Origin of the sequence: Nocardia elegans NBRC 108235, assembly GCF_001612845.1 — a bacterium.
GTDB classification, from domain to species: domain Bacteria; phylum Actinomycetota; class Actinomycetes; order Mycobacteriales; family Mycobacteriaceae; genus Nocardia; species Nocardia nova.
The window spans coordinates 70013-90449 of record NZ_BDBF01000006.1 but is presented as its reverse complement, the minus strand read 5'-3'; the positions used below and the strand labels follow the sequence as shown (position 1 = coordinate 90449).

Genomic DNA, 20437 nt, shown 5'->3' with positions numbered 1-20437 from the left:
CTGTGAGGGCACCGTCGCATAGTCCGGCAGCGGATTAACTTGTTACTTGCTCGGTGCCGGCTTGAACGGGGCGGTGGTGGTGGCGAAGTACTGGATCGCGGCGCCGATCGCGACCGGAGCGGTCACGAAGATCTGGCCGGCGAGCACACCCAGGAAGCCGACGGCGGCAGCACCGGCGACACAGCCGCCCAGCGGGCCGGCGCCGAACAGGGCGAGCAGCGCACCGGTCGCGGCGAGACCGATAGCGGCGCCCGCGACACAGCCGATGACCGCGCCGCCGATACCACCGGCCAGCGTGCCGATGGTGGCACCGGTGGAGATGGTGTCCTTCAGGCGGTTGAACGCGGCGGTCTCACGGTCGTAGGGGGTCTTCCACGGAGCCGAGTCCTCGAAGGGGAGGGCGACCGGCTTGTAGACCGCGTGCGCCACGTCGTACTGCGGGGTCAGGGTGGCGGTATTGCCGGAGATGTCGGCGGCGATCGGGAACTCGAAGTCGTCGACCCGGAAGTTCAGCGGGGTGCCGGCGAGCACGGCGCCGTTGGCGGCCTTGATCTCCAGCATGCCGTTCTCGTTGACGATCGAGCCACCGTCGGTCTTGATCACGGCTTTGTCGTTGTCGACGACGCTGGCCTTGTAGTAGACGCTCTCGGGCGCCGCGGGGGCGGCGGGGTCGGCGTTCGCGGTACCGGCCGCGACGCCGACGGCGGCGACCAGCATGGCGGCGGTCGCGGCGAATTTCCTCATCATCATTTTTGCGGAACCTCGAGACGGAGTGGTTCAGGGACGAAGGAATCACAGACCAGGCCAGCTAACGGATAGTGAACGCCTGGAGTTCATTCATTCAGTTCCTGTTCACCCCGTCCGCAGCGCCGTCGGCAGCACAACTGAAACCTTCAGTGCGAGTGATGCTTTCTTGCGAGGCTGGCAATGGAGCGAAACTCGGCTGAACTGCCGTTTGTGGCTGTTATCACAGACTTTTCCCAGGATGACGCCCCCATCTTCCGGCGATTTCCTCCGGTGGTCACCTGCGTTGTCTCGTGACTCGAGCGACAATGTGCCTATGGCCGTCCTCGACGAACCCACGATATGGCGTCGCTGACCCGCCCCGGCTCGCGGTCTCGTGAGCGCGACGAACGGCGCGATGCGGTGGAGCGGCGGGTGCTCTCCGCTGTGGACCGGCTGCTGGATACCGGTGTCACCTACACCGAACTTCCGGTGGCCCGGATCGCCGCCGAGGCCGACATCGCCCGCTCCACCTTCTATCGCTATTTCCCCGACAAGAGCCGGCTGCTGATCCGGATGGCCGACCTCGCCACCGACGATCAGTTCCGTACGGCCGAACTGTGGTGGGCCGCAGACCATCTCGATGGAGAGGCGGGGGTCGTCACGGCCATGCGGCTGATGATCGCAGGCACCCGGGCACACCATCGCGTCCTGCGCGCGCTCACCGAGGTGGCGGGTTACGACCGCGATGTGGGCCACTACTGGCAGAAGCGGGTCCAGCGCTTCACCGAACTCGTTCGCGGCCGGTTGGATCGGGAACGCGCGGCGGGACGGATTTCCGCCGATCTGGAGGTCGAAGCCACCGCCATCGCCCTGACCTGCATGGTCGAGCGTGCCATCGACTTCACCTTCGCGGCCGGCAATCCGGTGGACGACGAACAGTTGGCCCGAGCGCTGGGCCGCGCGATCTGGCAGACGGTCTACGGCTCATGAGCGAGCTGTCGACACATCTGGAGTCCTTGCTGGGCGTACCGGTGGTGTCCGAGCGCACCGCCGGACGCGGGCATGCCTGGACCTTGTATCGCGTGCAGCTCGCCGACGGCCGCGATGCCTTCGTGAAAAGTGCTGTGGGCGAACCAGGGTCGACCGCGGACCATGCCTTGACCGCCGAGGCCGCGGGCCTGCGCTGGTTGCGCGAGGCCGACGCCGCGGACCTGATCCCGCAGGTATTGGCCGCCGACGAGCGCACTCTGGTATTGCCGTGGTTGAGTTCGGTGACGCCCAGCCGTGCTGCCGCAGAGCGATTCGGTGCGGCGCTTGCCGAACTGCACGCGCACACCGTCGACCGGTACGGCGCGCCATGGGCGGGCTGTATCGCCACGGTCCCGCAAGACAACGCGATGGTCGCGGGGGAGTGGGGGCCCTGGTATGCCCGGTATCGACTGCAACCGCTGTTGTCCGCCGCCGCATCCGTTCTGGGACGCGACGGAACTCGGCTCGTCGAGCGGGTGATCGACGGGATCGGCGATCTGGCCGGCCCAGCGGAGCCGCCGTGCCGCATTCACGGCGATCTGTGGGCGGGCAATGTGGTGTGGACCGAGCGCGGTGTGCGGCTCGTCGACCCGGCCGCCCACGGCGGTCATCGCGAGACGGACCTGGCCATGTTGCGGCTGTTCGGCGCGCCCTGTCTCGACCACATTCTGGGGGCCTATCGAGAGCGCTTCCCTCCCGCCCCCGGCGTGGAGCAGCGTGTGGCACTGCATCAGCTGTATCCGTTACTGGTGCATGTCGTGCTGTTCGGCGGGGGATACCGAGGACAAGCCATCGCGGCCGCGGAAGAGGCACTGTCCGCACTGTGAAAGCCTGTGCGCGGCAGCCTCTTCCGAGGCGGCCGGTGAACCGGGGCCGGCGGCAATAAACATACTGCTATGGATGTATGCGCATCTAGGCATGTGAAGTCGGCATGTCGTATGTCGTCGACACACGCTGCTGACCGTCTACAACCGCAGCCTCGAGAACTGGCTACGGTCAGGCGATGGAGTTGCGGAGGATTCACCACGCGGCGATCATCGTGTCGGACTATCAGCGATCGAAAACGTTCTATACCGAGGTGCTCGGGCTGCGGGTGGTGGCGGAGCACTACCGGGTCGAACGGCGTTCGTGGAAGCTCGATCTCGCACTGCCGGACGGCGCCCAACTGGAGCTCTTCTCGTTCCCGGATCCGCCGACGCGGCCGTCGCGGCCCGAGGCGTGCGGGTTGCGCCATCTCGCCTTCGTCGTCGAAGACGTCGCCGCGGGCCTGGCGGAGCTGCGGGGGAGGGGAGTGGCCGTGGAGGAGGTCCGTGTCGACGAATTCACCGGTCGCCGTTTCGGTTTCTTCTTCGACCCGGACGACTTGCCGCTGGAGTTGTACGAGGCCTGAATCCGTTTCGGCCGTCCTCGCGGTCGAATGCGCCGGCGCTCGAGGAGATGGCGGCCGGCGTTGCGGCACCACAAAACAATATGTGATGGAGATATGCGCATCTAAACATGTATTCTCTCGAAGAGCGCGCGCCGCAGACTGCCAGCTCACGCAGCAGAAACAAAAGACTGCACACGACGAAGAAGGTCTCTCCGTACGCCCGAGATGAGGGGTTGTCCGCCGGGTGCAGGCGGCTGCCATACGATGACCGGATGACCACAGTGTTGCTCAACACATCAGCCGGGGACATCACCCTCGAATTGGACGAGACGAAGGCGCCGCAAACGGTCGCGAACTTCGTGGACTACGTCAAGTCCGGCCACTACGACGGGACGATCTTCCACCGTGTGATTCCGGGTTTCATGGTGCAGGGCGGCGGCCTGACCGCCGATATGCAGCAGAAGCCGGCGCCCAACCGGGTGCAGAACGAGGCCAAGAACGGGCTGCGCAACGACAAGTACACCGTCGCGATGGCGCGTACGGCGGATCCGCATTCGGCCAGTGCCCAGTTCTTCATCAACACCGCCGACAACGACTTCCTGAACTACCCGGGTCAGGACGGCTGGGGCTACGCGGTCTTCGGGCGGGTCGTCGACGGTAACGCCGTCGTGGATTCGATCGAGGGTGTCCGCACGGGCTCCAAGGCCGGGCATCAGGATGTGCCGGTCGAGCCGATCACGATCGTCTCGGCTCAGCTGGCCTGATCGGCAGGGCGCGCGCCCCGCATATCCCGTCCGTTCAGCACCGCGGTAGCGGTGCCGATGGCCGGTGGTGCGGGGCGCCGCCATGTGCGGGGTGGTTCGTCAGACCAGCCGGTGTCCGCCTTCGACGTGCAGGACTTCGCCGGTCATGAAGTCGTTGTCGAGGACGGCATGGAACGCGGCCGCGATATCGGCGGGACGGCCGACGCGGCCGGCGGGCAGTCGGGCGGCCATCGCGGCGAGGCGGGCGTGTTTGTCGGGGCCGGCGAAGTCGTCCCAGATAGGGGTGTCGACCCAGCCGGGGGAGACGGCGTTGACTCGGATCGGCGCCAATTCCAGGGCCAGCGCTCGGACCAGGCCCTCCAGAGCGGCATTGGCGGTGGCGACGACCGAGCCGCCGGGTGCCGGTCGGTAGGCCGCGATTCCGGAGGTGACGGTGATGGAGTTACGGACCCGGTCTGCCGCGTATTTGGCGGCCAGCCACGGCCCGAGCACTTTGATGTCGAGGACGGTTCGCGCGTCGCGTGCGGGCAGCTCGGTGAGCGGGCCGTATCCGTGGCGCATGTCGGCGGCGGTGACGACGACGTGATCGACCGTACCGATGGTGTCGAAAAGTGCTGCGATGGAGGCTTCTTCGGCGATGTCGACGCGCTGTGAGCGGACCTGATCGGGATATCCGAGGTGTGCGGTCGCAGCGGTGAGGCGGTCGGTGTCGCGGGCGGCGATGGTGATTCGATGTCCGGCTGCCAGTAGTCGTTGGGCTAGGGCGAGTCCCATACCGGAGCTGCCGCCGATGACGAGGGTGTGGGGGGTGTCGGTCATGCATCCACCGTGCGGCGTGGCGAGCGCGGCGGGGAGACCGGCTGTGGCCTGGTCCTGGCGGGGCTACCCCGGCGTGGCTGGGAAGCGGGCACACTGGATGAGTGAGTGATCGTCGTGCCCTGGGAGAGTTCCTGCGTGCGCGCCGCGCGCGGGTGCAGCCGTCGGAGGTGGGTCTGCCGCCGGGGACGCGGCGGCGGCAGACGGCGGGCCTGCGCCGCGAGGAGGTCGCTGCGCTGGCGGGGCTGAGCGTGGACTATTACATCCGGCTGGAACAGGGCCGCGACCGCAATCCGAGCCCGGAGGTGCTGGCGGCGCTGGCCTCGGCATTGCTGCTGAATGCCGACGAGGCGGCTCATCTGTACCGGGTGGCGCGGCTGGCGGGTGTGGGCTCGGCCGCCGCTCCGGCGCCGGTGGAGGTGGCTGGGCGGGGCATGGTGTTGCTGCTCGAATCGGTGCGTCCCACACCGGCTTTCGTCCTGGATCAGGTGAGCAACCTGCTGGCGGCGAATCCGGAGGGGTTGCGGTTGCTGTGGGGTATCGAGCAGTGGGAGCCGAGGCGCCGCAATCTGATTCGGTACGTGTTCACGCATTCGGCGGCGCGGACGGTGTTCGAGGATTGGACGGGGATGGCGCGCGATTGTGTGGCGCATCTGCGGGTGGTGCAGGGCGCGGGATCGCATCCGGTGGAGCTGGCGGCGCTGACGGCCGAATTGTGCGCGGCGACCGCGGATTTCGAGGCGTTGTGGGCGCATTACGATGTGCGGGCCAAGCGCGGTACGCGGCGGATGTTCCGGCATCCGGCGGTGGGCCGGATGGAGTTGACCTCGGAGATTCTGACCGCGGCCGACGGGCAGCGGTTCGTCGCGTTCCAGGCCGAGCCGGGCAGCCCGGACCGCGACGCGGTGACGCTGTTAGGGCTGGTGGGTGATGACGTACCAGAGCGCGGCGAGGGTGCCGAGCACGAACAGTGGTGAGATCACCCAGGTTTCGACCTTGTTGCCGGTGCGGTCGATGATCGGGATGCGGGTGCGGATGTCGAGTGGCCAGAACAGCCTGCAGCCGCGGTCGGTGAGGCAGTCGCCGATGAGGTGGGCGAGGGCGCCGAGGCCGACGGAGAAGGGCAGCCAGGAAGGTTTGTCGGAGATCCACTGGTCCATGGCGAAGGTGCCGGCGACGGCGAGGACGGCGATGGTGGTGTAGGAGCGCAGTCCTTCGCCCGGCGGGCACAGGTTGAGGGCGCGCACGGCGAGGGCGAGCAGGAAGAAGACCAGGCCGAGGGTGAACCAGCGGCCGACCCAGTGTTCGCCGGCCCAGGTGCCGTAGGTGACGGCTGCGACGAAGGCCAGGGAGTGGGTGGCGTGGCGGTGCCCGCCGGAGACGGTGGAGATGATCTTGCAGGCGGTGTGCGTGATCGGTCCGAGCGCATGCGAGATGGTTCCGCTGGGGTGGTCGGCGTCGGGCAGCAGGGCGGCGCCGGCGGTGAGGAACGTTCCCATGAGCAGGTCGACCGTGCCGAGGTGGCCGATCTGCGCGGCGGGGAAGGTGAGAATCGAAAGTGGTAGCGCGGCAGCGGCTCCCGCCCACGCGAGCGCACCACTGGTCGCATGTGAATGTCCTAGCACCGCCTCGAGATTAGACGATCTTGGTCGGGTGGCCGCAGCCGGTCAGGAGTGGGGGTGGGGGTCGAGGATGCGGTCGAGGGCGTTGAGGTCGGATTCGAGTAGGTAGAAGGTGCGCAGGGTGATGAGGAAGGCGAAAAGCCCTCCGACACAGAGCCCGACGATGGGGCCGATGACGGTCTGCTGTTGGTCGGGGGTGAGGAATACGAGGCCGGCGGGGACGCCGATGAGTGGGACGCAGGCGGCGACGCCGAGGTAGATGCGGCTGCGGTGCACCATGCGGCGCAGCATGGCGGCGTCGGCGGGGGTGGTGCCGCCGGCGGCGACCAGGCCCGGGTAGTACCAGCGCAGGACGAAGTAGGTGACGGGGAAGTAGGTGTAGACGACGGCGACGCAGGCGGCGACGAGGTTGCAGGCGATGAGGCTGGTGGTGATACCGGCGGGTACGCCGCCGAGGGTGTGCAGTTTGACGAGGAAGACGCCCAGTGCGGCAAGCCATCCCGCGAAGGTGGCCACGGCGATGCGGTCGCCGCAGGCGAGGGTGTCGGCGCGGGCGCGGGCGAGGGTGGCGGCGTCGAATTGTCTGCCGCGGCGTAATCCGTTGGGTACCACGAACACCGAGCGGCACCAGTACATGAGGGCGGCGATGGCGATCGGGTAGGCGATGGCGATCATGACGATGCCCAGGCGCACCATCTGGTGGGCGGCGTCGGCGCCGAGGGCGTCGCGGATGAGTCGCAGGTTGTGGGAGCCGAGGTAGAGCCCGGCGAGCAGGTGGCCGAGCAGGCTGGAGAGGGTGACGACGGGCATGGGGCGCATGCGCAGGCGGGCGCGCAGGCTGTGGGTGGGCGGGTCGACGAGGTCGCGGGCGGCGCGGTCCTGGCTGAGGTCGAGTTGCTGGGCGAGGTCGGCGCCGGTGGCGTAGCGGTCCGCGGGGTCGGGTGCGAGGCAGGTGAGCAGGGCGTGGCGCAGCAGGGCGGGGGTGTCGGGTGGGAGGTCGGCTTCGAAGTGGTCGGCGATGGGTGTGCGGCGCCGGTCGATCATGGCTTGCAGGGATTCTTCGGTTTCGCCGGCGTCGTGGCCGTCGTCGAAGGGGAGGCGGCCGGTGAGCAGTTCCCACAGCACGACGGCGAGGGCGTAGAGGTCGGCGCGGGTGTCCAGGTCGGCGGCGGTGGTGTCGAGGTTGGGGTGGCAGGCCTCGAGTTGTTCGGGGGCCATGTAGGGCAGGGAGCCGCCGAAGTAGGCGACGGGGTTGGCGCCGGGCAGGTGGCGGCTGAAGCTGATGTTGAAGTCGGCGAGTTTGGGTTGGCCGTCGGCGGTGAGGAGCACGTTGGCGGGTTTGAGGTCGCGGTGCAGGATGCCGCGGTGGTTGGCGTAGTCGAGGGCGGCGGCGAGGCGGCTGCCGAGCCAGGCGACGGTTTCGGGCCAGCTGAGCCGGGCGAGTTCGGATCGGGTGGGCGAGGGCTGGGGTTCGAGGACGCCGCCGGTGGTGGTGGCGGCGTCGATGGCTTCGAGCAGGAGGGTGCCGTCGCGCTGGGCGAGTGGGGTGCGGCGCAGCATGCGCAGGACGCCGAGCAGGGTGCCGCCGGGCACGTACTGCATGTACATGAGTTTGAGGCGCTGGTCGGTGATCTGGCGCTGGTCGAAGACGCGCACGATGTGGTCGTGGTCGAGTTGGGCGAGGGTTTGTGGTTCGCTGCCGCGGTCGTGGGAGATCTTGACGGCGACGAGGCGTCCCATGGAGCGTTGGCGGGCGAGGAAGACGCGGGCGAACGCGCCTTGGCCGAGGGGGAGCAGCAGGTCGAAGTCGTCGACGGTGGCGCCGGGGTTGATGGTGTCGAGTGCGTCGAGGGCGGTGGGGTCGGCGAGCATGGTGGTGCGCAGTCCGGGTGCCGAGGGGGGTAGGTCCTCGAATCCTTCGGTGATGCGGGCCATCTGGATGGGGTAGTCCTGTTCGTATTCGCCGAGGTCGACGGCGTGGTGGTCGCGGCGGCTGCGGGCGTTGATCTCTTCGTAGACCAGGTCGGGGGGCAGGGGCGCGGCGGCGAGTTCGGGGAATTGTTCGCGGTAGTCGGCCAGTCGCGGTGCGTCGGTGTCGCGTTGCCAGCGTTCGTGCAGGTCGACCTTGATGAGTTCGATGAGTGCGGAGCGGCGCAGCGCGGGTTCGGCGGGCAGGTGGGCCGACAGATCGGGGGGTTCGCCGGAGGTTTGCCATTGCTGGGCGAAGCGGGCGACGAGCGACGTCAGCGCGGTCTGCGTTGCGGTGGCGCGGTCGGCACCGGGGTCGGGTGCGGTCGCGCCGAGGTTGTCGGTCATCCCTCGCTCGCTTCGAAATCGGTGGTACCCGGGCCCGGACCCGAGAATAGGTGAATCCTCCCATGAATTCTGGGGAACGTGCCGATGCCGTTACGTTATACGGGATTTCGTGCGTACCGTGCGGTGCTGGGAAGCCGGTCGGCTGCGGCGGGGGAATATCGCCGGGGCCGGGTCGGCGGGTTCGCCGGCCGGGGTGGTCGCGGCGTCGTCGCGTGGGCGGGCGGGGTCCCGCGGTGCGATGGTGGATTAGCTCGGGGGTTGTTCGCGGGGGCGGTGGATTGCGGCCCGGCGCTGGCATTAGTGGATTGAAGCGAGATAGGCTCCGGGGGATTGTCGAAGGAGCCGAGTGGCCGGATCGGTCGCTCTCGTCGAAAGGGGTCCGCCGTGTCGGTGCCGGCCGCGGTGAAATCCGAGATCCAGACCATCGGGGGCGCGTTCATGTTCTCCCGCGAGGCCAAGGCATTCGGTGCCGGCACCGGCGTGGACGGCTTCATCGGCCCGTATACGCGCGGCCGCGGCGGGGTGCTCGGCGAGGTGGATGCCGATGTGGTGACCGCGGCGTTCGGGTTCTTCGAGCCGGAAACCGTTCGGGCGGCCTGGGATTCGGTGGAGATGGCGCCCGCGCAGGCCGCGGCCGGATATCTGGCGGCGTGCCAGGGTTTCGGTCGCCGCAAACTCGCCGGATTCGACGGCTGCGACCGGTTGGCCGAATTGCTGCGGGTGGTGTCCGATGCCGCCGATGTTGCGGGGGTGAGCCTGTTCGCGGGCTGGCGGGCGTTGCCGCTCGCCGACGATGCCGCCGGTCGGGTGTTGCAGTTGATCCATTGTCTGCGTGAGCTGCGGGGCGGTCTGCATCTGATGGCGGTGCGGGCCAGTGGGCTGTCGCCGTTCGAGGCGGTGCTGATCGGTGGCTCGCCGCGTACCGACGGGCCCACCCAGGCGCGGCTGTTCGGGTGGGGTGAGCGGGTCGACACCACCGAGGTGAGCTCGGAGATGCGGCAGCGCTGGGATGCGGCCGAGGCGCTGACCGACGAGCTGATCGCCCCGGCCTTCGCGGAGCTGGACGACACCGCGGGCAAGGAGCTGGTCGAGCTGTTGCGCGGAGCGCAGGCCACGGTCTTCGCGCGGTAGTCGCTGCCGGCCGGGCGCCATACTGCCGTAAGCTGTCGGTATGGCGGAGACGAAGAAGGTGACGATCTCGGTCCCCAAAGATGATGTGTCCACCTTGGAGCGCTGGAAGGCGTCGGGGCGGATCGACAATCTGTCCGCCTACGTGTCGGCCGCGCTGCGGGATCGGATGGATCGCGATATTTCGCTGGATGCCATCGAGTCCAGTTTCGGTGGCGTGCCGCCGCTCGAGCTGGTGAATCAGGCCCGGCGTGTGCAGGGCCTGCCGCCGCTGTCGGCGGAGGATCTGGATCGGCGAAGCGCCGGCGCCGCGTGAGCCCGGCCGCACTGGGCGGCGTGGTGTTCGACACCGCCGCCGTGGTGGGCTGGACGCGGCGGCTGCCGTATGTGCACGCGGTGGCGTGGGCGACGGCCGAGGCCGGTCATACCATCGTGGTACCCGCGGCGGTGGCGGCGGCGGGGCAGGCGCTGATCCGGCCGGATCGGCTCGATATTCTCGCGGTGTTGCTGGAGCTGCCGCACACCGTGGTGACCGGACTGGACACCGGCGCGGCCTCCCGGGTGGCGGCGTTGCTGGCCGGACGTTCCGATGCCGATGGGCTGGTGGCCGCCGGACACGCCGCCAGTGAGGCGGTCTCTCGCAATTGGCCGTGTTTGACCGCTCGGCCGGATATGTTGCGACGCATCGACCATCAGGTGCTGGTCGATCCGCTGCCCTGACCGACCGCGGCCGCGGCTGCCGTGCGACGACGAGGAGAGGACCGCGACCATGTCAACGGCCCTGAGCCCCCGGATTTCCCGGCTGCGCCAGCTGATCGACCATCCCGCGACCGGTGCCGCCGAACGCGAGGCCGCCCAGCGCATGCTCGACCGCATCCTGGCCAAGCATCCGCAGGCGGCGGGACCGCGGGGCGATCGTGATTACGGTCCCCGCTATCACCGGGTCGGCCGGCACGCCACGTTGGCGAGCATTGCCGAAATGATCAGTCAGGACATCGTTTTCGCGCAGATATTCAGCATGCCGCAACATCGTGCGGAGCTCGCCGAACGTTCGCCGATCCGGGACGCTCCCATCGAGATCTCCTACTCGGTCGCGACGCCGTACGTCGGCAAGATCATCGTCACCATCGAGGGCGTGCCGCGGGAGTGGGGCTGGGTCAGTGATTGCGGCATCGACAACCCGAGCCCGGCGTTGCAGGAGCTGGCCGACGAGCTGGCCGAGATCATGAACGCCTACAACCACGACGGCAGCGATATCGGCAAACGGTTCTTCGCGTGTGTGCGGGTGCCCGAGCGGACCCTGATCTGGTGACCCGCTAGCCCGGCGCCCGGGCGGTAGCGGGGGCGAAAGGTGTTGCGGCGCTCCGCAATGCGTCGATGACGGCGGCGACCGCGGGGGTGAGTGCGGCGGGTGGGCGGATCAGCGACAGGCGGCGCAGTTCGGTGGCGGCGCGGTCGTGGGTGCCGGTGAGCACCCGCAGCGTGATCACCTCCGGCGGCAGTACCGGGAACAGGCCCGAGGGGATGGTGGTGACGCCGCAGCCGGCGGCGACGAGGGCGAGTTTGGCGAGCCAGTCGCGGGCGCGGTGGGCGATGTGGGGGCGGCCGGGCAGGCCGGGCCACACTCCCAGCAGGGGTTCGGTGGTGGCGGCGGGGCTCGCGATCCAGGGGGCGTCGAGGAGTTCGTCGACGGTTACGGTGGCGCGGCCGGCGAAGCGGCCGGTGGCGGGCGCTGCGACGAGCAGTTCGACGTCGGTGAGTTGTTCGACGATCAGGCGCGGTAGGTCGGTGTCGGGTGGCCGGTGCGGCGGGCGAGAGGTGATCACGGCGAGATCCAGGCTGCCGGCGCGGATCGCGCGGACCAGCGCCGGAGTGGTGCCCTCGCGGGTGGACACGTCCAGGCCGGGATGGGTACGGCGCAGCGCGGCCAGCGCGGTGGGTACGAGGACCACGCCCGCGCTGATGAGGCTGCCCAGCCGCACCTGTTGGGTGACGTCGCCGCCGTCGAGGTCGCGTCGTGCCGCGTCCAGGGCGTCGAGGACGACGCGTGCGTGGCGTAGCAGGGTGAGTCCGGCGGGGGTGAGGTGGACGCCGGTGCGGTGGCGTTCGAACAGCGGTTTGCCGGCCTCGCGTTCGAGGGCCGCGGCTTGGCGTGAGATGCCGGATTGGGTGTAGCCGAGGGCCGGGGCCGCGGCGGTGAACGAGCCGCGTTCGGCGACCTCGGCCAGCACCCGCAGTCCGGCCGGTGACAGATCCATGACTGTCCGGCATACCAGATATGCCGGGCTTTCGCTGGTGGCATGGCCGGATCGCGTCCTACGTTGGCGAAGAAGAGATTCGGAACCGGAGGAGTGGGCGATGCGTGCGGCGATGTTGGAACAGTTCGGGCAACCGTTGACGGTGACGACTGTGCCCGATCCGGTGGGCGGGCCGGGTGAGGTCCTGGTGGATGTGCTCGCTACCTGTGTCTTGCCGTATGCGGCGGAGGTTTTCGGCGGTGTGCGCAACTATCCGCTGGAGCCGCCGGTGATTCCGGGGATGGGTGGGGTCGGGCGGGTGGTGTCGGCCGGTCCGGATGCGACCCGGCTGCGGCCGGGGGACCTGGTGTGGTGTGATCCGACGGTGCGTTCCCGCGACGACGCGCGCACTCCCGACATCACGTTGCAGGGCTGGAGTTCGCGTGGTCCGGGCGGGCTGCGATTGTCGCGGTACTTTCATCACGGTTCGTTCGCGGAGCGCATGGTCGTGCCGACCGAGAACGCCGTGCCGCTCGGTGACGTCGACGGCGAGGACGTGGCCGGCTGGGCGTCGCTGGCGGTGCCGCTGGTGCCGTACGGGGGTCTGCTGGCGGCGGATCTGCGTGCCGGGGAAACGTTGCTGGTGAGCGGGGCGACCGGCAATTTCGGGGGTGCGGCGGTGGCGGTGGGGCTGGCCATGGGTGCGAGCCGGGTAGTGGCTCCCGGCCGCAACCGTGCGGCTGCGACCCGGTTGCGGGACCTGTTCGGGGATCGTGTGCGCCCGGTCGAGCTGACCGGTGACCCAGAGGTGGATCGGCGGGCGATGCTGGCCGCGGGCGGGGGACCGGTGGATGTGGTGCTCGATATTCTGCCGCCCGCGGCGGACGCGCGCGTGGTGCGGACCGCGGCGATGGCGGTGCGCGAGTTCGGGCGCGTCGTGCTCATGGGCGGAGTGGGGATGCTCGGCGGTTCCGATCTGGCGCTGCCGTATCCGTGGCTGATGCGCAACAGTGTGACGGTGCGGGGTCAGTGGATGTGCCCGCGCACCGCTGTCGCGGGGTTGATCGAGCTGGTGCGGTGCGGGCTGCTCGATCTGTCGGGGGAAACGGTCACCACGTTCGGATTGGACGACATCGCGGCGGCGGTCGAGCACGCCGCGGCCCATCCCGCGGCGTTCGATCGCACGGTGGTGCTGCCGCAGCCGCACTCACCACTGCCGAGGTAGGTAATACGCGGGTATTATGGTGGCTGCGTGGAGTACGCATGGTGGATCGGAATCCACTCGTTCCTGGCTCGTGCCGAGGTGGCGCCCTGGGAGGTGATGGAGGTGCTGTATTCGTCGCGGCGCTGGCCGCGCCCGGCCCGCACCCCGGAAGGGTTGCCCGTTACGACCGTGTGGGGCCGCACCGATGCGGGCCGTCCACTGGTGGTGATGCTGCGGATGCGGCCGTCGCCGGAGTCGGCCGGCACCTGGGAGATCGTGATGGCCGCGCAGATGCGCCCGCAGCAGCTCGAGGAATACACCGCATGGGAGGCGAACCGATGACCGACAAGCACATCTTCGAACCGAAGCCCGGCGCCGACCCGCAGGCGGTGGTGGACGGGTTGGTGTTCGACGACTCCGCCGCCGCGCCCGCGCTGCCGCCGACCGGCGAGGAGATCGAACGCGGCATGGTCACCACCTCCTTGAAACTGCCGAAGGATCTGCGCGACCGGATCCGGGAGGCGGCCGCCGAGCACTGCATCACCCCCTCGATGCTGATTCGCCAATACATCGAGATGGGGTTGCTCGCCGAACAACCCGGCCGGATGATCCCGCTATCGGATGCGATCCGGGTGCTGAGCAGTCTGCGTCCCTCGGCCTGAGCCCGGTTACCCGAGTTCGGTGGCGGCCCACAGGTCGTAGCCGTGACCGCCGGGCTCGGGCGGACCCGCCACGACGCGGTGGGTGCGCGTGCCGTCGGGTCCGCGTTCGGCGCGCAGGAACAGGTCGCCGGGGTGCGACTCGGTGTGGCGGGTGCGGGCGTAGTCGTAGAGGTGGGTGACGAACACGACCTTCACTCCGGCCTCGGTGAGCGCCCGCAGCAGGGGCCCGGCGATACGGCCGGCGTCGCGTTCGCCGGTGGAGGCGAACGCCTCGTTGCACAGCAGCAGCCCGCGCGGCCCGATCCGGTCGATCACCGCGTTCATCCGGACCAGTTCGTCGGCGAGTTTGCCGTAGGACAGGGTGTGGTCCTCGTCGCCGACGAAATGGGTGAACACTCCGTCGCGGACGTCGGCGGCGAATTCCTCGGCGAGGACGAACATTCCGGCCTGCATCATCAGCTGCGCGGCGCCGAGGCTGCGCAGGAACGTGGATTTGCCGCCGTTGTTGGCGCCGGTGACGATCAGCAGCGATCGCCCGTCGGCGGCGAGGTCGCTGCCCGCCACGCTCGCGGGTTCCGGGCCCAGCGCCAGGGTGATGTCGCGCAGCCCGCGGCAGCACAGCCGCGTCGTGTCGGACGGGTGCGGGTGCGGCAGGCAGTAGGGGATCGCGATGCGGTCGAGGCGCTCTCGCAGGATCAGGCAGCCGAGGTAGAAGGCGGTCTCCTCGCGTAACCGCAGGAAGAAGGCGTGCAGCCGGTCGGCGGCAGCGGCGACCACGTCCGCGAGCTCTGCCAGCGCGTGATCCTTCAGCTGCATCACCGGCTCGGCCTCGGCCTCGCCGTCGGCGATCGCTTCGAAAACGCTTGTGCTGCGGGGGAATCCGAAACGTGGCCGGCGTGCGGGTGGCCGGTGGACCACGACATCGGTGATCTTGTTGCCGGTGCCCAGGCCCGCCTCGATGTCGACGCCGTGGTCGAAGCGCAGCACGCTCAGCTCGTCGCGCACCGCCCGCAGGTAGGTGTCGTCGAACTGTTTCGTCGTCGCGATCAGGTCGGTCCAGCCCGCGGCGGTGAGGCGGTCGCCGTCGCGTTCGAGCAGGGTGCGCAGCCGGCGCAGCTGCTCGAGCTGTGCGGTGAACGGTGGCAGGGTCAGGACCAGTGTGCCGTTGGCGCGCCGGCGCGCGGCCGATGTCCAGCGTCGCACCGACGTCGCGGCGGCGGCGATGTCGTGGACGGCGCGCACGAGGTCGGGGTGCGCGCAGCAGTCGGTGAGCACGGCGTGGCGGTGTGTGATCACGGCCGGATCCGCCGGGGACGCGGTGATGACGGCCCGGACCGTGTCGGCGATCGCCGGGTCGCCCTCGGCGATGGTGTCGATCAGCGCGGATATGCCCAGATCCGCGACAGCGGTGTCGCCGAGCGCGGCCGGTGCGGGTGCGGTGTCGGCGGGGAACAGCAGCCGGACCCTCATCGCGCCAGCCTCGCGGCCACCGCGTGGTAGCCGAGTCCGTAGCGTTCGGCGAGTTCGGTGGCGTAGGCGTTGCCGTCGGCGGGGCGGCGCACGATGCGGTAGGTGCGGTGTGCGCGGTCGGCCGGGTCGGTCGATGCCACCATCGACACCACCTCGGGTCCGGCGTCGGCCAGGTCGTCGAAGAAACTCACCCACACACCCCAGGCGCCGAGCCGCACGATGTGGGCCAGTACCTCGCCGGCGATGCGCGCGCCGTCGTGCGTGGTGGTCGTGGAGAAACTCTCGTTGAGCACGATCAGGGTGTCTGCGCTGGCGGTCCGCAGGATTTCGCGCATGGAGCGCAGGTCCGCCAGTAGCCTTCCGTCCGGGTCGCCGGCGTGTTCGGCGCGTTCGAAGTGGGTGTGGATGCGATCGGGCAACGGCAGCCGCGCCGCCTGCGCCGGGACCGGGCCGCCGAGCGCGGCGAAGTACACCAGTTGCCCGATCGCGCGCGCGAAGGTCGTCTTCCCGCCCTGGTTGGGGCCGGTCACCACCGTCACCCGTTCCGGGGGTTCGAGGCGGAAATCGTTGCACACCAGCGGGTTCGGTGAGCGGGTAGCGAGGGCGAGGTCGTAGGCGCGGTCGGCGTGGATCGGTTCGCCGGGTGCGGCGATCTCGGGCAGGCACACCCTGCGGCCGGTGCCGGCGGCGCGGTGGGCGAACCGGCGACAGCGCAGATAGAACTGCATGCCTCGATCGAATTCGGCCACCTCGGGGGCGATGAAATCCCTATGGCGGGTGGCGAATTCGGCCAGTCGCTCGAACGGCGCCGGGAACAGGTCGGCGACCCGGTCGAGGATCTGTTCCTCGGTCTGGTTCATGTCCGGCCACTCCGGTTGCGGGCGCGGGTCGCGGCGGTGTGGTGCGCCGAAGCGGGCGAGCAGTCGCGTCACGGCGGCGGTGTAGTCGGGTGCGGGGCGTGCGGGGCTCACCTCGAGGGTGCGGTCGACGATCCGCAGCCGGTACCGCACGCGTGCCAGCGCGGCTCGTACGGTGTCGATGTCGTGGGCCAGTGTGCGCAGATCCGCACCGGTGCAATAGGTGTCGAGGTAGGTGCGCCACCGCAGCAGTGCCCGCGATCGCAGTGGCAGCCGTGCGGCCGCCGCGTGCAGTGCGGTCACCGCGGCCACGTAGCCGGCGGCGGCGTCGAGGTGGCCGCGGTGGCGTTGATGCCGGTGATACAGTTCGCCGGCGATGCGCAGCCGGCGCCGCACCCGCCACATGGCGACCACGAATTCCTCTGCGGCGGTGTATGTTGCGTGGTCGTCGAGGTCGGTGAACACCTCGTGGCGAAATCGTACGGTGTCGGGGTCGCGGACGGGGCGGCGCAGCAGGGTGGTGAGGTCGTGGTCGTCGGTCTCGCCGACGATCGCGGCGAGCAGCGGTTCGATCTCCAGGTCGGTCAGCGCGTCCTCGCCGACTTCGACGGTCGCGACGCGCTCGGCCGGCACCGGCCACAACACGCTGACGGTTTCCATCCCCACCCACTTCCCACGCCGGCCGGATCGAGTAAACGACCCGGTAGGGGGCTTTTCGGTCAGGTTAGCGACATTACTTACCGGCCGTCAAGTAATCAGACTCGGCGAAGGCCGAGTCGCGACTGCTCGACCGCATCGGCCGCGCCGGCTGATCGAAGCGCCCACAACCGATATCCGCGACCCGGCCACCGGGTTCGCGCGATCCAGCGCGCGCCGACCCCGGTGCGTCCGAAACCTCACGCCAGCAAAGGAATTCGTTATGCCCGTCACCACCCTGGACCCGGCCACCGCCCTCATCGTGATCGATCTGCAGCAGGGCATCGCCGGCCGGCCGCTGGCGCATCCGGTCGAACCCGTGATCACGCGCGCGGCCACACTCGCGCACGCCTTCCGCGACCGGGACCTGCCGGTCGTGCTCGTCAACGTCGCCGGCACCCCGCCGGGGCGCACCGACGCCGGCGCGATGACCATGACCGATCTGCCGCCGGACTGGACCGCCCTCATCCCCGAGATGACGCCGCAGCCCGGCGACATCCAGGTCACCAAGCACGCCCGCAGCGCCTTCGCCGGCACCGGGCTCGCCGACCGGTTGCGTGCCGACGGCGTCACGCAGGTGGTGGTCGTGGGCATCGCCACCGGCGCCGGCGTCGAATCGACCGCCCGCGACGCCCACGAACAAGGTTTCCACGTCACGCTGCCGGTCGATGCGATGACCGATTCCGACGCCGAACGCCACGACCACAGCATCGCCCACATCTTCGGCCGCATCGCCGAAACCGGAACCACCGACGACGTGCTACGGACATTGGCGGCCCGCTCGTGACAGCCGCCCCCGCCGACACCGCGCGCGCTCGCAGCGACCCGTTCACCGTTCGTTTCGTCGGTCCCCTGCTGCTGGGCTCGACCCTCAATCCGATCAACACCTCCACCATCGCCACCGCCCTCGTCGGCATCGGCGTCGATTTCCACCGGGGCCCCGGCACCACCGCCGTGCTCATCTCGGTGCTGTATCTGTGCAGCGCCGTCGCCCAGCCCACCATGGGCAAACTCGCCACGCTGTTCGGGCCGCGCCGGGTGTTCACCGGCGGGTTGATCATCCTCATCGCCGCCGGCGTGATCGGCGCCGCCGCACCGGCATTCGGGTTCCTGGTGGTGTCGCGCGCGCTCATCGGGATCGGCACCTCGGCGGCGTTTCCCACCGCGATGGCGCTGGTGCGGCGGCGCGCCGACGACGCCGGGACGGGGGTGCCGGCGCAGGTGCTGGGCAACTTCTCGATCGCCGCGCAGGTCACCTCCGTGGTGGGGCTGCCGCTGGGTGGTCTGCTGGCGGGCGTATTCGGTTGGCGCGCAATATTTTTCGTCAACATCCCGCTCGCGCTGGTCGCGCTGGTGGCGACGGTGACCGGTGTGCCGAAGGATGCGCCGCGCGACCGCGATCAGGGGTCGCTGCCGGCCGCGGTCGACCTCGTCGGCATAGGCCTGTTCGCCGGCGCCGTGATCGGCATGCTGAGGTTTCTGTCTGATCCGCGCTCACCGCTGTGGTGGTTGCTGCCGGTGACGCTGGGCCTGGTCGCCGCGCTGGTGGGGTGGGAGTTGCGGGCCCGCAGTCCGCTCATCGACGTGCGGATGCTGACCCGCAACGGCGGCCTGTTGCGCACGTATCTGCGGCAGGCGGTGGTGTCGCTGGGCACCTACACCGCCCTCTACGGGACCAGTCAGTGGATGGAACAGGCCGCCCACTACAGCGCCTCCCAGGTGGGGTTGATCCTGCTGCCGCTGTCGGCGATCAGCATCGTCATCGCGCGGCTGGTGTCCAATCGTGGCTGGGTGCGGGTGCCGCTGACCGCGAGCGGTGCGGCGTTGATCGCGACCGGGCTGGTCATGGTCGTGATCACGCACAACTCGCCGGTGATCGTGCTGATCGCGATGTCGCTGCTGTTCGGAGTGGCCAATGGTGCCAGCGGGTTCGCCAACCAGGCCGCGCTGTATGTGCAGGCGCCCGCCCGGCAGGTCGCGGTGGCGTCGGGGTTGTATCGCACCTTCGCCTATATGGGGGCGATCTTCTCCTCCAGCCTGATCGCGCTCACCTTCGGTTCGGCCACCACCGATGCCGGGCTGCACGCCATCGCGTGGGTGATCGTCGGTCTCGGTGCCCTCGTCGCGCTGATGACGGTGCTGGACACCACGATTCCGGCCCGCACCGCCCGCGCGCCCGCGCAGTGACTCAGCTGTAGGTGGCGGTCAGTTCGGTGACCCGCTGCTCGGGCCACGGGCATCGGATCTCGCCCTGGGTGGCGGCGAAGAACAGTTCGATATGCACCTGCCAGGCGGCCAGCAGTCCGGCGCGGTGCGCGGCGAGCCGGTGGGGCAGGGTGTGGGTGAACTCGACCCGGGTGCCCAGTCGCGGATCGGCGATGATCTCCCACCGCGCCCGTCCCGCCGGCTGTCCGTCCACCGACACCTCGTATTCCAGCAGCCGCGGCGGATCGAATGCGGTGACCGGTCCGGGTTCGATCGCCGGGTTGGTCGCGCGGGCCGGTGGCAGCGCGCCGACGCGCAGGGGGTGGTCCTCGACCAGGATCGCCCAGATCGTGTCCGCGGGCCGCCACACCAGGTCGCGCGAAAATCGCAGCAGCACATCGGATTCGGGGCCAGCGCCGGGTTCGGCGCTGCCGCGGGCCAGCCCGAACTTCTCGGCGTAGGCTTCGGCCCGGGCCAGCCATCCGGCTCTCGGGTCCTCGCCTTCGGCGCGGTCGTCGAGTGCGGCGGCCAGGCTCGTCAGGCAGCCGTCCCATCCGGCGGCGGTGCGGGCGGCGCCCAGGCGGCCGGTCGGGCCGTCGCCGAGCGCGTGGGTGAACACCAGCCGGCAGCCGTCGCCGTCGGCGATCAGCTCGAACCGCAGCACATCCCGGTTCCAGCGGAACATGAACACCTTCGGCGGATCGACCTCGAGGACCTCCCCGTCCCAGGTGTCCTCGACCGGGGCTTCGTCGTCGAAGACGAATCGCATCGGCGCGCCGGGGCGCAGGTCGGTCTGCACCGCGGCCGGAAACCACGCCTTCATCTGCTCGGGATCGCTGATCGCCCGCCACACTCGTTCCCGGGGGTGGGCGAAGCGGCACATGAACCGCAACGTGGGCGTGCCGTCGATCGTGGTCAGTTCGGCGGACGGGTCACTCATCGTCATCACTCCTTGCGGTCTCGGCTTCGGTGGGGGCGGCGCTGTCGTCGGCGGCGGCCAGGACGTCGAGGTGGCGGGCCAGCGCGTCGAGGCTGGTCTCCCACAGCTGCCGGTAGGGAGCCAGCCACAGGTCTATCTCGGTGAGCGGCTGGGGTCGCAGCCGATACCAGCGCCGTTGCGCGTCCTGGCGCACCTCGACCAGGCCGGCGCCGCGCAGGATCTTCAGGTGTTTCGACACCGTCGGTTGTGCCAGGCGCAGTTCGGTGACCAGTTCGCCGACCAGGTGTTCACGCCGGCGCAGCAGGTCGAGGATTTCGCGGCGCCGCGGTTCGGCCAGCGCCTCGAACGTAGATGCCATATCGGCAATATAGCCGAAACGGAATATAAAGGGAGAGG

General features: G+C 69.6%; 23 protein-coding genes. 14 read left to right on the top strand and 9 right to left on the bottom strand.

Going from position 1 to position 20437, the window contains the following annotated elements; translation table 11 throughout:
• Nucleotides 1-42 precede the first annotated feature (42 nt).
• Nucleotides 43-750, bottom strand: coding sequence for a DUF8020 domain-containing protein (locus tag NE2_RS05235; RefSeq protein ID WP_063024350.1), 708 nt, complete (start codon nt 748-750; stop codon nt 43-45).
• Nucleotides 751-1086: 336 nt separating this feature from the next.
• Here NE2_RS05235 and NE2_RS05230 point away from each other — a divergent pair, with 336 nt between their 5' ends.
• The 4 genes from NE2_RS05230 (at nt 1087) to NE2_RS05215 (ending at nt 3888) form a co-directional block, all read left to right on the top strand.
• A complete protein-coding gene (locus NE2_RS05230) occupies nt 1087-1716 on the top strand; it encodes a TetR/AcrR family transcriptional regulator (protein ID WP_063024349.1) in 630 nt (209 codons plus the stop codon).
• Nucleotides 1713-2582, top strand: a complete 870-nt coding sequence (locus tag NE2_RS05225) for a fructosamine kinase family protein (protein ID WP_063024348.1) — start codon at nt 1713-1715, stop codon at nt 2580-2582. The genes NE2_RS05230 and NE2_RS05225 overlap by 4 nt, the downstream gene beginning before the upstream one ends.
• 176 nt (nt 2583-2758) lie before the next feature.
• Complete coding sequence (gloA2, locus tag NE2_RS05220) at nt 2759-3145, top strand: SMU1112c/YaeR family gloxylase I-like metalloprotein (protein ID WP_063024346.1); 387 nt, start codon at nt 2759-2761, stop codon at nt 3143-3145.
• A gap of 251 nt (nt 3146-3396) precedes the next feature.
• Nucleotides 3397-3888 (top strand): peptidylprolyl isomerase, encoded by a 492-nt coding sequence (locus tag NE2_RS05215; protein WP_030516987.1) that lies wholly within the window; start codon nt 3397-3399, stop codon nt 3886-3888.
• A gap of 99 nt (nt 3889-3987) precedes the next feature.
• Here NE2_RS05215 and NE2_RS05210 read toward each other — a convergent pair whose 3' ends face one another.
• The gene (locus NE2_RS05210; RefSeq protein ID WP_063024344.1) at nt 3988-4707 is read right to left on the bottom strand and encodes an SDR family oxidoreductase; all 720 of its coding nucleotides are present in this window, start codon (nt 4705-4707) and stop codon (nt 3988-3990) included.
• A gap of 101 nt (nt 4708-4808) precedes the next feature.
• Here NE2_RS05210 and NE2_RS05205 point away from each other — a divergent pair, with 101 nt between their 5' ends.
• Nucleotides 4809-5681, top strand: coding sequence for a helix-turn-helix domain-containing protein (locus NE2_RS05205; RefSeq protein ID WP_063024342.1), 873 nt, complete (start codon nt 4809-4811; stop codon nt 5679-5681).
• Here the strand turns inward: NE2_RS05205 and NE2_RS05200 are convergent.
• Together NE2_RS05200 and NE2_RS05195 are read right to left on the bottom strand one after the other, a co-directional pair.
• Complete coding sequence (locus tag NE2_RS05200; RefSeq protein ID WP_063024340.1) at nt 5619-6329, bottom strand: metal-dependent hydrolase; 711 nt, start codon at nt 6327-6329, stop codon at nt 5619-5621. The genes NE2_RS05205 and NE2_RS05200 overlap by 63 nt on opposite strands.
• A gap of 42 nt (nt 6330-6371) precedes the next feature.
• On the bottom strand, nt 6372-8642 hold the full coding sequence (locus NE2_RS05195; RefSeq protein WP_063024338.1) for a serine/threonine-protein kinase: 2271 nt from the start codon (nt 8640-8642) through the stop codon (nt 6372-6374).
• A 384-nt stretch (nt 8643-9026) separates the two neighbouring features.
• On the opposite strand from NE2_RS05195, the gene NE2_RS05190 reads away from it, so the two are divergent.
• The 4 genes from NE2_RS05190 to NE2_RS05175 are packed head-to-tail and all read left to right on the top strand — an operon-like array spanning nt 9027 to nt 11082.
• A complete protein-coding gene (locus NE2_RS05190) occupies nt 9027-9773 on the top strand; it encodes an SCO6745 family protein (protein ID WP_063024337.1) in 747 nt (248 codons plus the stop codon).
• 40 nt (nt 9774-9813) lie between these two features.
• Entirely contained in the window at nt 9814-10086 is a 273-nt protein-coding gene (locus NE2_RS05185; protein WP_030516981.1) for a hypothetical protein, read from the top strand.
• A complete protein-coding gene (locus tag NE2_RS05180; protein ID WP_036508401.1) occupies nt 10083-10490 on the top strand; it encodes a hypothetical protein in 408 nt (135 codons plus the stop codon). The genes NE2_RS05185 and NE2_RS05180 overlap by 4 nt, the downstream gene beginning before the upstream one ends.
• Nucleotides 10491-10539: 49 nt before the next feature.
• Nucleotides 10540-11082, top strand: coding sequence for a hypothetical protein (locus NE2_RS05175; protein WP_030516979.1), 543 nt, complete (start codon nt 10540-10542; stop codon nt 11080-11082).
• 4 nt (nt 11083-11086) lie between these two features.
• Here the strand turns inward: NE2_RS05175 and NE2_RS05170 are convergent, their stop codons facing one another.
• Nucleotides 11087-12028: a LysR family transcriptional regulator gene (locus NE2_RS05170; RefSeq protein ID WP_063024335.1), complete on the bottom strand. Its 942-nt coding sequence runs from the start codon at nt 12026-12028 to the stop codon at nt 11087-11089.
• Between the two features lie 100 nt (nt 12029-12128).
• Between NE2_RS05170 and NE2_RS05165 the strand changes: the two genes are divergently transcribed.
• Genes NE2_RS05165 through NE2_RS05155 form a run of 3 tightly spaced genes read left to right on the top strand, consistent with a single transcriptional unit; the run spans nt 12129 to nt 13873 of the window.
• Nucleotides 12129-13232 carry an alcohol dehydrogenase catalytic domain-containing protein gene (locus tag NE2_RS05165; protein WP_063024333.1) on the top strand — a complete coding sequence of 368 codons (1104 nt, stop codon included), beginning with the start codon at nt 12129-12131 and terminating at the stop codon, nt 13230-13232.
• 27 nt (nt 13233-13259) lie between these two features.
• Nucleotides 13260-13553, top strand: coding sequence for a hypothetical protein (locus NE2_RS05160; RefSeq protein WP_051043657.1), 294 nt, complete (start codon nt 13260-13262; stop codon nt 13551-13553).
• Nucleotides 13535-13873, top strand: a complete 339-nt coding sequence (locus tag NE2_RS05155) for a ribbon-helix-helix domain-containing protein (RefSeq protein ID WP_030516975.1) — start codon at nt 13535-13537, stop codon at nt 13871-13873. Before NE2_RS05160 ends, NE2_RS05155 begins: the two co-directional genes overlap by 19 nt.
• A gap of 6 nt (nt 13874-13879) precedes the next feature.
• On the opposite strand, the gene NE2_RS05150 is transcribed toward NE2_RS05155, so the two are convergent.
• Both NE2_RS05150 and NE2_RS05145 read right to left on the bottom strand, forming a co-directional pair.
• A complete protein-coding gene (locus tag NE2_RS05150) occupies nt 13880-15343 on the bottom strand; it encodes a MutS-related protein (RefSeq protein ID WP_063024331.1) in 1464 nt (487 codons plus the stop codon).
• Nucleotides 15340-16860 carry a MutS-related protein gene (locus NE2_RS05145; RefSeq protein WP_063024329.1) on the bottom strand — a complete coding sequence of 507 codons (1521 nt, stop codon included), beginning with the start codon at nt 16858-16860 and terminating at the stop codon, nt 15340-15342. The genes NE2_RS05150 and NE2_RS05145 overlap by 4 nt, the downstream gene beginning before the upstream one ends.
• Nucleotides 16861-17119: 259 nt before the next feature.
• Between NE2_RS05145 and NE2_RS05140 the strand changes: the two genes are divergently transcribed.
• Together NE2_RS05140 and NE2_RS05135 are read left to right on the top strand one after the other, a co-directional pair.
• Nucleotides 17120-17683: an isochorismatase family protein gene (locus NE2_RS05140; RefSeq protein ID WP_063024327.1), complete on the top strand. Its 564-nt coding sequence runs from the start codon at nt 17120-17122 to the stop codon at nt 17681-17683.
• Entirely contained in the window at nt 17680-19083 is a 1404-nt protein-coding gene (locus NE2_RS05135; RefSeq protein ID WP_063024325.1) for an MFS transporter, read from the top strand. Before NE2_RS05140 ends, NE2_RS05135 begins: the two co-directional genes overlap by 4 nt.
• Before the next feature lies 1 nt (nt 19084).
• On the opposite strand, the gene NE2_RS05130 is transcribed toward NE2_RS05135, so the two are convergent.
• Both NE2_RS05130 and NE2_RS05125 read right to left on the bottom strand, forming a co-directional pair.
• Nucleotides 19085-20041, bottom strand: coding sequence for an SRPBCC family protein (locus NE2_RS05130; protein WP_063024323.1), 957 nt, complete (start codon nt 20039-20041; stop codon nt 19085-19087).
• Complete coding sequence (locus NE2_RS05125; protein ID WP_063024321.1) at nt 20034-20399, bottom strand: ArsR/SmtB family transcription factor; 366 nt, start codon at nt 20397-20399, stop codon at nt 20034-20036. Before NE2_RS05125 ends, NE2_RS05130 begins: the two co-directional genes overlap by 8 nt.
• Nucleotides 20400-20437: the final 38 nt, after the last annotated feature.